We start from the raw sequence: 10,383 nt of genomic DNA on the forward strand, positions 1-10,383 counted from the left end.
CGCGCTCGCGCAGGGTCATGCTCTGGGCGAGCGCGGCGGAGCGGGCACGCTCGGCATCGCGCTCCATGGCGAGGAGCCGGCCGAGCTGGTCGAAGAAGGAGACGTCGCGAGGCATGGAGACAGTTATGCCAGAGGGCGGGCATGTCGGCTTGCGCTCTCGCGGATTCCGACCCAAGCTCCGGGCTGGACGAGCTGCTGCGGCCCAAGGGAGCCGGTGACGATGCAGAGGACACGTGAGCTGCTTCGCCTGCTGCTGCGCCTGACTCTATTACACCCCGGACAACAAGTATGAGCTGAGCATGCTTACGGATCAGTCTGAGCCGGGTGATGAGTGGGTTGTCAACACCAAGGAGGGAAGAATCCCGCTCGCCATCGTCGCGTTCTTCTCGAACTCAACCGACCCTCAAGCTCCGACATGTGATGGGTACTACCAGTACACCCCTGACACCCGCACGCTGGATCAGTGGGCTCACACTCAAGCCGGATGGTTGCGCAAGAAGCTAGGGACCGTGACATGGCTGGACGATGGGAGCTATCGCCTCGACACGGAATAGATGCGCCGGACACAACTTTCTTGAGTGAATCCCATGCGAATGCCCTCTCTCCTACTCCTGCTCATCGCCAGCCTCTGGGGCTGTGTGCGAAGCCCTTCCCCGGCGCCCGCCAGGGTGGAAGAGGATTCATCGATCCACTTTCCACAATTCTTCGATCGAGCCGCTGTCGAAGTGGGCTCCCAGGGCGCGCCATACGAGTTGGATGGTGTGACGCTCCGGGCTCTGGCGATTGCCGCTAACGACTTTCTCCCAACCGGAGGAAGTCACCGACCGTGTGACTCCAGGCAGGAGGCACAGCGTTACCGCGTGCTGCGCCAAGGTAACATCATCTTCATTTATATCCTGCCAGACTATAAATATTGCAGCAGTTCCAGGCCACTGGATGGAGGTGTCAGGTATGCCATCAGCACCGATGGCCGCATCCTCCGACGCCTCTTTGACGGAGAACCGGAAGGGCCCCTCCAGCCGGTTGATCTGGATGCTGGGGGGTGGGTCCCCGCGAGACCCGGAGTTCCCTCGGGGTATGACGAACTCTTGAAAGCGCCACCCCCCCAGCCTCCCGGGCTTCGGGACGGCGGCTCTGATGCTCCACTCCCCCTGCCACCGCCCATACCCACTTCGGCGCTTGATGGCGGTACGCCGAGCCGGCCAGTAGCGGGCTGATTGCCCGGAGCCAGGGCACTCGTGCAGCCGTGCTCTCCAGGGTTCTTGGGGTGAGTCTGGAGCCTGATCCCGGTCATGCACACCCTCACCTCGCTCACACATGGAGGAAGTACGCATGAAAGCGATGTGGACTGGATCGGCGCTGACCCTGCACAACCTCGGACTGGCGGCCGGCTTTGGTGGCTCCCTGTTTGGCCAGATGGCGCTGCACCCCGCGGTGAAGACCATCGATGACACGAAGGAGCGCGGGGAGATCCTGAATCAAGCCTGGAAAGGTTTCAGCCCCGTCAACGCCTTCGCCCTGGGCTCGGTGGCGCTGACCTGGATCATCGGTCGCAGCTCTCTCTCCGGCGGCGAGATCGATGATGACACCCGTGGCCTTGTGCTCGCCAAGGATGTGCTGGTGGGCGTCTACACCCTGGCGGGTCTGGGCTCGCTCATCGTCGGGCGGGTGTGGGGCACCCGCGAGCCCCCGGTGGAGTCCGGCAGCGAGCCCGCGGCGGAGACGCCCGAGCTCGACGTCAAGGGGCAGACGGTCGTGAACTGGCTGGGCCGCGCGAACATCGTCGCCGCCGCCGGCATCATCGCGCTCACCGCGATCCTCAACATCAAGGCTGGGCGCTCCCACAAGTGGAGCCTCCTGAGCTGGCTGCTGCCGTAGCGGCAGGTCGCGCGCTCACCTGCGAAAGCCGGAGCGAGGGGCTTCTTCCAGGGAGTTCCTCCTTCCTTCGTTTCATGGGGAGGCAGGAGGGCGGTCAGATGGGGCAGAGTGGCTTGTCTGAGACGCCTCCGCCATGGAACTCGTCCTCTTCATCGGCCTGCAGGGATCCGGCAAGAGCAGCTTCTATCGAGAGCGCTTCGCCGACTCGCATGTGCTGGTGAGCAAGGACCTCTGGCCGCACGCTCGCAGGCGCGAGGCCCGCCAGCGACGCCTCATCTCCGAGGCGCTCGCGTCGGGCCGCTCGGTGGTGGTGGACAACACCAACCCCACCCCCGAGCTTCGCGCGCCCCTCATCTCCCTGGGCAAGTCCCACGGCGCTCGAGTCGTCGGCTACGCCTTCGAGTCGCGCCTGGAGGACTGCCTGGCGCGCAACGCGAAGAGAGAAGGGCGGGCGCGGGTGGCCGAGGTGGCGCTCTATGCCACGCGCAAGGTGCTGCGCTGGCCGAGCCTCGCCGAGGGCTTCGACGCGCTGTACTTTGTCCGCCTCACCCCTGAAGGAACCTTTGACGTCACCAATGGGAGAGAGCCATGAACCCCGACGAGCTTGCGGAGCACACTCTCCGTAAAGGACCTCGTCAGGCTCGCAATCCCGGCGTGGCGAAGGTTCAGCGCTTCGTGTCACGCCGCTTCTGTTGCCGGGCCTGCTCCGCGCGCTGGGCGCCTCCGATGCGCTTGCCCGCCACCAAGGTCACCTTCGAGACCGGGTTGCCCACATTCTTGGGCTTGATCGGATTCCAACCCCGTGGGCCGGTGGGAAAGGGATTGTTCTTCATCGTGTGTCCCCATGAGCGAGTGGAAGCACAGCCCTTCATCCCAACAATGTCGCTCGGCCCGTCTGGATGCCCCGCGTCCCTATCGCCCGCTTGCCGGGCAGGCAGCCTCAGAGGGCGAACTCGACTCCGAGCGTGAGCCCCAGCCGCAGGCCCAGGGTGCTCCAGTGCTTGTCGAAGTGGAGCCCACCCAGGTCCTCGCTCGTGGCGAAGAGGTAGAGCTTCTCGAGCTGGCCGGACAGGTCCGCGCGCAGGAGGATGTGATCGCTCATCCGCCGCCGCGCTCCCGCGGACAGTCCTCCCAGCCAGCCGACGCGCGGCACGCTCAACACGTCCACGCCCTGGTCCTGGAGCCGGTGGATCTCCGCGCTCATCTCGTGGCCGGGGATGAGCAGCGACAGCCCCACCCGGCCGCCGAACACTGCCTCGAGCCTGTCCGCCACTGGCAGGCCGTACTCGCCCGTCACGAAGGCCTGATTGAACAGGCCGAAGCCGAACGGGTGGTCTCCATCCGCGCTGTAGTTGCCGAACAAGCGCACCGCTCCGCCAATGCGCGCCCGGTCCTTGGCGATGGGCGCCGGGACGCTCATGGACAGCGTGGCCGAGAGGAAGGTGGCGCTGCTGTAGTCGAACGACTCGTCACGCGGCGAGGTGTTGATCGTCTGCGTGCCCGACATCGTCGCCCTCTCGGCGAAGAGATCCAGCGCGACGCCGATTCGCAGCTGCGACCGGGCCTCGGCTCGCTCCTGCTCCTGAACCACGGACTGCGGCAGGACCTTCTCCGGGGGCTTGGGTGGGATCTGGGCCTTCGGCTGCAGCGGCGCCTTGGCCGGCGTCAGCGGCTTGTCCTGCGTCAGCGCCTTGTCCGGCACTTGCGCCTTCTCCGGCTCCTGGGTCTTGGGCGCTTCCTGTGCCGGAGCGTTCTGCGGCTCCGGCGTCTTTACTTGCTCCGAAGGCTTCGTCTTCCCCTGGGTCTTCGAGTGGGACTTGGCCTTCCCCTGCGTCTTCTTCTGGGTCTTCTTCTGGGTCTGCGCCTCGGCCCGCGGAGGCAACGCGCAGAACAGCAGCATCAAGACAAGGAGCGCCTTCCAGAGAGCTTGAAGAACGGGCAGGGAGCGCATATGGGGCACGCGGAAGTGGGTGGGCTCGAAAGCCTAGAACAGAAGCCCACGTTCCGGTGCACGCCGCGATTGATGTCCGCACGGAGCGGAAAAATTCTCTCGTGCCGCGTGGCTGAAGCCTACGCGATGATGCTCGGCTGACCCATGGGGAGCGTGTCCGGATCGGGCGCCTCGTGGATGCCGGGAGGCTGCAGCTCCGGTTCGGTGTGGCGCGTCGGCTCCGTCAGCGGCGGCTCGTGGTGGGGCGGCTCAACCTCCGGCGGCTGGCGCGTGGGCGGTTCAATCTCTGGCTGGTGCTCGCGGCGCGGCTCCACCTCTGGCGGTCCGCGGACGGGCTCCTGCTGCGGCGACTTTCGCGGCTCCGGCTCTTTCACGGGTGCATCGGGTGTCATGGGCCGTTGCTCGGGCATGGGTTCCCCTTCTCTGTGTCCCCCCAAGCTGCTCATTCCCGAGCAGATGGGAGGGGATGGCAGGAGGAGGGCTCTCTTGGCTGCCTGCCTGGAGGGGAACGCCAGCCAGATGGCTTGCACCTCAAGGCGGGCCTCGCGGAGAAAGGGAGGATTCGGGGTGCGCGCCGCGGAGCCACCACACCTGGAAGGTGTGCACCCGCCGGCCTCGGAAGTCGGAGGTCAGCTCCACGGGCCCCTCCACCGAGGTGAAGCGCGAGGTCAGCGAGGCGGGGGGCTTGAAGCCCTCGGCGTAGTAGAGGGCGTCCTGTCCTGGTGCCAGCGGCGGCTCGGGCCACAAGTCGTACTGGCTCTTGCGCACGTCTCCCGCCGTGTCCGCCGGCAGCCCGGAGTAGCGCGCCGCCTGCGAGGCGTACTGGTAGTTCGGGGCGTAGACCACGGCCACCCTTTGCGCCTGGGCGCCGGGGAAGAGCCGTCCCGGCTCGGCGAGCGCGGAGAGCACGTCCCACCCGTGGGTGCGTGCCAGCGGTATGTCCCTCGGGAGCCGCACCACGGGGAAGAGCAGGTGCGAGCTCATCACCAGCACGATGGCCAGCCCGCTGAAGGCCGCCACTCGGAACCACACGGGCCTCATCCCCGCCACGCCCACGCATGTCGTCAGGTAGGCCGCCGCGGGCCAGTTGGCCTCGCCTCGCGCCCGCAGCGCCGCGTAGCCGAAGAAGAGCAAGGGGATCAGCGTCGCGGCTCGCAGGAGGAACTGCTCGCGGGGGCCGCGCACGGCGTACACCAGGGCCAGCGGCAGCAGCACCGGGCCTCCGAGCGCGAGCTGCCCGCCGAGGAACTCCGCGAAGAACTTGAGCTGCCCCGAGCCTGACAGGCCGTGCCGAAGCTGGAAGGCGAAGCCCACCCACTCCCGGTGGGCGTTCCACAGCACCACCGGCAGGAAGAGCAGCACGCCCAGCAGCGCCGTCACCCACGCTCCCGCGGGCAGCCGCCGCTGGCGCACCGCCGTGACGAGGAACGCCAGCGCGATCAGCACCGCCGGGTACTTCGACAGCAGCGCGAGCCCCGAGGCCAGCCCCGCCAGCACCCACCGCTCGCGCCACAGCGCCCACAGCGCGAGCGTCCAGAACAGCAGCAAGGGCGCATCCGGCGTGGCCAGCACCCCCGTCATCGTCGCCACCGGGAGCACGCTCCACAGCGCCGCCGCGCGCCACGCCGCCTCCCGGCTGCCGTGCACGTCCCGGGCGAGCCCCCAGAGCGCCGCCGCCGTGCCCGCCCCGCACAGCAGGGCCGCGGGCCGGATGCCCACCGCCGCGATCCACCAGGCGATGAGCGGCGGGTGATCGAAGTAGCCCCACGCGAGGTGCCGGGCCCACTGCCAGTAGTACGCCTCGTCGAAGTAGACGTCCGTGCCCAGCGCGAGCGCCAGCCGCACCGCCACGGCCACCCCGAGCAGGGTGACACAGGTTCTCGGGGACACCGCGTTGGGTGGGGCGGCGGGAACGTCCACGCCCTGGACAAAGCGCAACCGGCGCCCGTTGGCCAGTGCTCTGTTGGAGTTACGGAGCTTGAAAGGGCAGCAGGTGCCTGCTCGCATAGCCATATGGCCCATCCGACACCACCCTCGTCCGGCAAGACCAACCGCCTCGCGCGCGAGTCCTCGCCCTACCTGCGCCAGCACGCCCACAACCCCGTGGACTGGTACCCCTGGGGAGAAGAGGCCCTCGCGCGCGCCCGGGCCGAGGACAAGCCCATCCTGCTCTCCGTGGGCTACTCCGCGTGCCACTGGTGCCATGTGATGGCGCACGAGTCCTTCGAGAACCCCACCATCGCCCAGCAGATGAACGAGGGCTTCATCAACATCAAGGTGGACCGCGAGGAGCGGCCGGACCTGGATCAGATCTACCAGGGCGTGGTGCAGCTCATGGGGCAGGGCGGCGGCTGGCCGCTCACGGTGTTCCTCACCCCGGACCTGCGCCCCTTCTACGGGGGCACCTACTTTCCACCCGTGGACAAGTACGGCCGGCCAGGGTTCCCCCGGTTGCTGGCGGCGCTCCACGACGCGTGGACGAGCGATCGCCAGAAGGTGCTCCAGCAGGCGGAGAACTTCCACGAGGGGCTCGGCGAGCTGGCCGCCTATGGCCTGGATGCGGCCCCCGGGGCACTGTCCGACTCGGACGTGGTGAAGATGGGCGAGCGGATGCTGCGCCAGGTGGATCCAGTGAACGGAGGCTTCGGCCGCGCGCCCAAGTTCCCCAACCCCATGGACGTGTCCTTCATGCTGCGCGCGTGGCGGCGCGGCGGGCCTCCGGCGCTCAAGGACGCGGTGCTGCGGACGCTGGAGCGCATGGCGCTGGGCGGCATCTATGATCAGCTCGGGGGCGGCTTCCACCGCTACTCCGTGGACGAGCGCTGGCTGGTGCCCCACTTCGAGAAGATGCTCTACGACAATGCCCAGCTCCTCCACCTGTACTCGGAGGCGGAGCAGATCGAGCCCCGGCCCCTCTGGCGCAAGGTGGTCGAGGAGACGGTGGAGTACGTGCGGCGCGAGATGACGGACTCGCGTGGCGGCTTCTACGCCGCCCAGGACGCGGACAGCGAGGGCGAGGAGGGCAAGTTCTTCGTCTGGAAGGTGGAGGACGTCCTCGCGCTGCACAGCGCGCAGGCCGATCTGTTGATGCGCCACTTCCGCATCACCCCCCAGGGCAACTTCGAGCACCGCGCCACGGTGCTGGAGGTGGTCGTCCCCGCCGCGCAGCTCGCCCATGAGCGCGGGCTGCCGGTGGAGGCGATGGAGCGTGAGCTGGCCGACGCCCGCCGAGCCCTCTTCGAGCTGCGTGAGAAGCGCGTGAAGCCCGGCCGCGACGACAAGCTCCTGGCCGGCTGGAACGGGCTGATGATCCGAGGGCTGGCCTTCGCCTCGCGCGTCTTCGAGCGCCCCGAGTGGGCCCGGCTCGCCGCGGGCGCGGCGGACTTCGTGCTCTCGCGGATGTGGGACGGCACACGGCTGGTGCGCTCGTACGAGGAGGGTGGCAGCCGCATCGACGCCTTCCTGGAGGACTATGGAGATCTCTCCGCTGGCCTCACCGCGCTCTACCAGGCCACCTTCGAGGCCAGGTACCTCGAGGCCGCGGTGGCGCTGGTGAAGCGCGCGGTGGCGCTCTTCTGGGACGAGGAGAAGCAGGCGTACCTCTCCGCGCCCAAGGGGCAGAAGGATCTCGTGGTGGCCACCTACTCCCTCTTCGACAACGCCTTCCCCTCGGGCGCCTCGACGCTCACCGAGGCCCAGGTGACGCTCGCCGCGCTCACCGGTGACAAGGCCTGGCTGGAGTTCCCCGAGCGCTACATCTCCCGCATGCGCGGGCCACTCGAGGAGAACCCCCTGGGCTACGGCTACCTGGGGCTCGCCGCGGACACGTTCCTCGATGGCGCCGCGGGCGTCACCTTCTCGGGGACTCGCGAGCAGGTGGCTCCACTCCTGGCCTCGGCCAACCGCGTCTTCGCCCCCACCTTCTCCTTCGGGTGGAAGGAGCCGGGCGCCCCGGTGCCTCCGCTGCTCAAGGAGCTCTTCGAGGCGCGCGAACCCGTGGCCGGCCAGGGCGCCGCCTACGTGTGCCGCGGCTTCTCCTGCGAGCGTCCCCTCACCGCCGCGCAGGAGCTGGCCCAACGCCTCCAGGCCCGGCCCACGGGGAACGGGAGCTGATCCGGCTCCTGCTCAAGCAGGAGAACATGATCTCCTGGAAAGACTCCGCGGATGGCGGGCGTTTGAGCTACGGAAGAGGGCGCGCCTCTCCTACCTGATGCGCCAGGGCGGCCCCTCCCAGAGTGAGCGGAGCAGGATGATTCTCCGCTCTGTCCTGTTGGGGCGTGGTCGCAGGCTCATTCCGAGGGCGCGGGTGCTGTCCGGCCGGCCCGCGGCAGGACTTCCCTCCACCGCGCCAGCGCCTACTCTCTGGCTCCCGAAACCTCTTTCAGCACGCGGCCAGAAGAGCGGGTACAATCGCAGCGGGGGCTTTTCTTCGATGAGAGTGAGCAGCGCCACGCAAGACCTGCTGGCAGCATTTGAGGACAGCAGGGTGCTGCTTGATCGGGGCAGGCCCGTGGCTGTCTCCACGCATCATGTCGGCACGCTGGTCCTGACCAGCGGGCGCATCGTCGCGTGCAACCCGCTCACCCTGCCTCCGCGCCCCTTGCCCGGCGCGCACCTGCTGGCCCTGCTGGCGCTGGATCACCGCGAGCCCTTCTCTCGCACTGTCCGCCCGGGCCGCTACCCGGTGGTGCTCAGCATCATCCGCACGGGCCGCGCCAGCTCGCCCACGTCGCACGAGTTCATCGCCATGGCCATGGTGCGCTTCGAGGACGAGCGCCCCGTCCGCTGGGAGATGGCGGCGCGCGGCGAGCGCAGCCCCAGGGCCCTGCGCCCCAATCAGCGCTATGGCTACCGGGCCGATCCGGACATCACCGCGTTCCTCGATGCGGACGTGGTGGACCGGGTGCCCGATAGGGGCCGCCAGTTCATCGAGACCTTCACGGATGGGGACGCGCCCTCGTGGTCCAGCACCGTGCTGACGCTGGATGGGAAGTCCGGCGCCAATGTGGTCGCCTTCTCGTCCGGCACGCTCGCTCCGTCCGCCATGGCCCACAGCGCGTACAGCTCGTGGTGGGGGCTCGCCGAGGACGGCCGGCCCGTGTGCCTGATCACGGATCTCCAGCACCTGGACCTGCAGCGGCCGACGCTGCCACCGGATGATGTGGATGCCCGGAACTCGCGCGTGCGCGAGCTGATGGGGCACCTGCGCTATGGCGACGCGGAGATGCGAGGCCGGGCGCTGAGGGAGATCGGCGGCTACGGCGGCGAGGCGCGCGAGGCGGTGGGGGTGCTCATTGGACGCATCCTCGCCACCGAGAGCGACTCCGCCGAGCGTGAGTACGCCGCCGCCGCCATCGCCCGGGTGTGCGCCGAGGCCCCGGAGCAGGTGGAGTTCATTGCCCGGGCGCTGGCCTCGGGGGTGAAGGGCGAGCCGCTGGCGGCGCTGCTGCGCGCGGTGGGGAGCATCGCCATCTGCTCGAGGGATCCGCAGCGCTTCCAGCCCATCGCCGAGCGCATCCTCTCCGTGCTCATCCAGCGGCTCGAGGATGGAGAGCGCAGCCTCCAGCCCGCCATCAAGGGGTTCGTGTGGGATCTCGGCGAGCACCGGCCCGAGGCGTGGGAGCTGCTCGTGCGGCTCTTGCGCACGGGGGACCTGGAGCTGCGGGTCTCCGCGGCGTTGCGGCTGAGCCACTCGCGCTTGTCCGGGCACCATGAGGCGGCCCTCGAGGCGCTGGCGAACATCATCATCGACGATGGGATGGACGTGGAGCTGCGGGTGGCGGCCGCCAACTCGCTGAACTCGTTCCCCCTGCTCTCGGTGCCGGCGCGCACCGCGCTCTGGCACGCGGCCTCCAGCAAGGAGCCGCTCCTGGCGTGGTTCGCCCGGGATCTCCTGCGCCACCACGCGTGAGCCGGGCGAGACAGTGCTCGGCCGCTCAGTGCAGGGTCTTCGGTGGGAAGCCCAGCAGGGCTCGCACCTGGTCCGGGGTCAACGTCTTGGCGCGCGGATCCCCCTCCTGGCCGAGCTCCCACAGGCAATGGGCCGCGTAAGCGTCCTCGGGAGTCCCCTCCGGTGGAGGCTTCGTGTCGTTCGTGAGGCTGAAGGTGACAGAGCCCACGAGCCCCACTCCCTCCTCCCATTGCGCCTCCTGTCCATAGACATAGGAGGGGTAGCGGTAGTGGAACAGGAACAGCTCGCGGCGGTCTCCCGTGGGAGGCCAGTCGAGCACACGCCGATCCCACAGCTCGATGGACTCGGGTGTCTCGCCGAACTCGTTGGGGTGCCGCAGCCAGCGGACGAGCTCCGCCTTCGCCAGGAGGACGGGATCATCCGCCTCCTTCGGGCGGAGGTGCGCCTTGCCCAGCTCCTTGAGGTACTCGCGCGCTCGCAGGGCGATCTCCGGATCCAGCGTGGCGCGTGCCAGCTCCTCCACCGCGCCGGGAACGTTCTGCCGGCTCCGGGCATACAGCGACTCCAGCCGCACCTCGGGATCCGAGTGCCGCGAGGCGAGCTCCAGCAGCGCGACCGACTCGGGGCCGGGGATCAGCGCGAG

Annotated in this window: 9 protein-coding genes; 4 read left to right on the plus strand and 5 right to left on the minus strand. The window is 68.8% G+C overall.

The window, feature by feature from the left end; genetic code table 11:
* Window positions 1-1,332: 1,332 nt before the first annotated feature.
* Window positions 1,333-1,878 (plus strand): hypothetical protein, encoded by a 546-nt coding sequence (locus ACJ8AT_RS31010; protein WP_407741545.1) that lies wholly within the window; start codon window positions 1,333-1,335, stop codon window positions 1,876-1,878.
* A 133-nt stretch (window positions 1,879-2,011) separates the two neighbouring features.
* The gene (locus tag ACJ8AT_RS31015) at window positions 2,012-2,470 is read left to right on the plus strand and encodes an AAA family ATPase (protein WP_407741546.1); all 459 of its coding nucleotides are present in this window, start codon (window positions 2,012-2,014) and stop codon (window positions 2,468-2,470) included.
* Window positions 2,471-2,543: 73 nt separating this feature from the next.
* On the opposite strand, the gene ACJ8AT_RS31020 is transcribed toward ACJ8AT_RS31015, so the two are convergent.
* The 4 genes from ACJ8AT_RS31020 to ACJ8AT_RS31035 all read right to left on the minus strand — a co-directional run bounded on the left by ACJ8AT_RS31020 (window position 2,544) and on the right by ACJ8AT_RS31035 (window position 5,749).
* Entirely contained in the window at window positions 2,544-2,711 is a 168-nt protein-coding gene (locus tag ACJ8AT_RS31020; protein ID WP_407741547.1) for a hypothetical protein, read from the minus strand.
* A 107-nt stretch (window positions 2,712-2,818) separates the two neighbouring features.
* Window positions 2,819-3,829 (minus strand): hypothetical protein, encoded by a 1,011-nt coding sequence (locus tag ACJ8AT_RS31025; protein WP_407741548.1) that lies wholly within the window; start codon window positions 3,827-3,829, stop codon window positions 2,819-2,821.
* A 119-nt stretch (window positions 3,830-3,948) separates the two neighbouring features.
* Window positions 3,949-4,221, minus strand: a complete 273-nt coding sequence (locus ACJ8AT_RS31030; RefSeq protein WP_407741549.1) for a hypothetical protein — start codon at window positions 4,219-4,221, stop codon at window positions 3,949-3,951.
* 139 nt (window positions 4,222-4,360) lie between these two features.
* Complete coding sequence (locus ACJ8AT_RS31035; protein ID WP_407741550.1) at window positions 4,361-5,749, minus strand: ArnT family glycosyltransferase; 1,389 nt, start codon at window positions 5,747-5,749, stop codon at window positions 4,361-4,363.
* A 93-nt stretch (window positions 5,750-5,842) separates the two neighbouring features.
* Between ACJ8AT_RS31035 and ACJ8AT_RS31040 the strand changes: the two genes are divergently transcribed.
* A complete protein-coding gene (locus ACJ8AT_RS31040) occupies window positions 5,843-7,942 on the plus strand; it encodes a thioredoxin domain-containing protein (RefSeq protein ID WP_407741551.1) in 2,100 nt (699 codons plus the stop codon).
* Between the two features lie 397 nt (window positions 7,943-8,339).
* Window positions 8,340-9,740, plus strand: a complete 1,401-nt coding sequence (locus ACJ8AT_RS31045; protein WP_407741552.1) for a DUF4241 domain-containing protein — start codon at window positions 8,340-8,342, stop codon at window positions 9,738-9,740.
* 25 nt (window positions 9,741-9,765) lie between these two features.
* Here ACJ8AT_RS31045 and ACJ8AT_RS31050 read toward each other — a convergent pair.
* A partial coding sequence (locus ACJ8AT_RS31050; protein WP_407741553.1) for a hypothetical protein occupies window positions 9,766-10,383 on the minus strand: 618 nt, incomplete at its 5' end.

This window comes from Hyalangium sp. (assembly GCF_045802625.1).
Classification (GTDB): domain Bacteria; phylum Myxococcota; class Myxococcia; order Myxococcales; family Myxococcaceae; genus Hyalangium.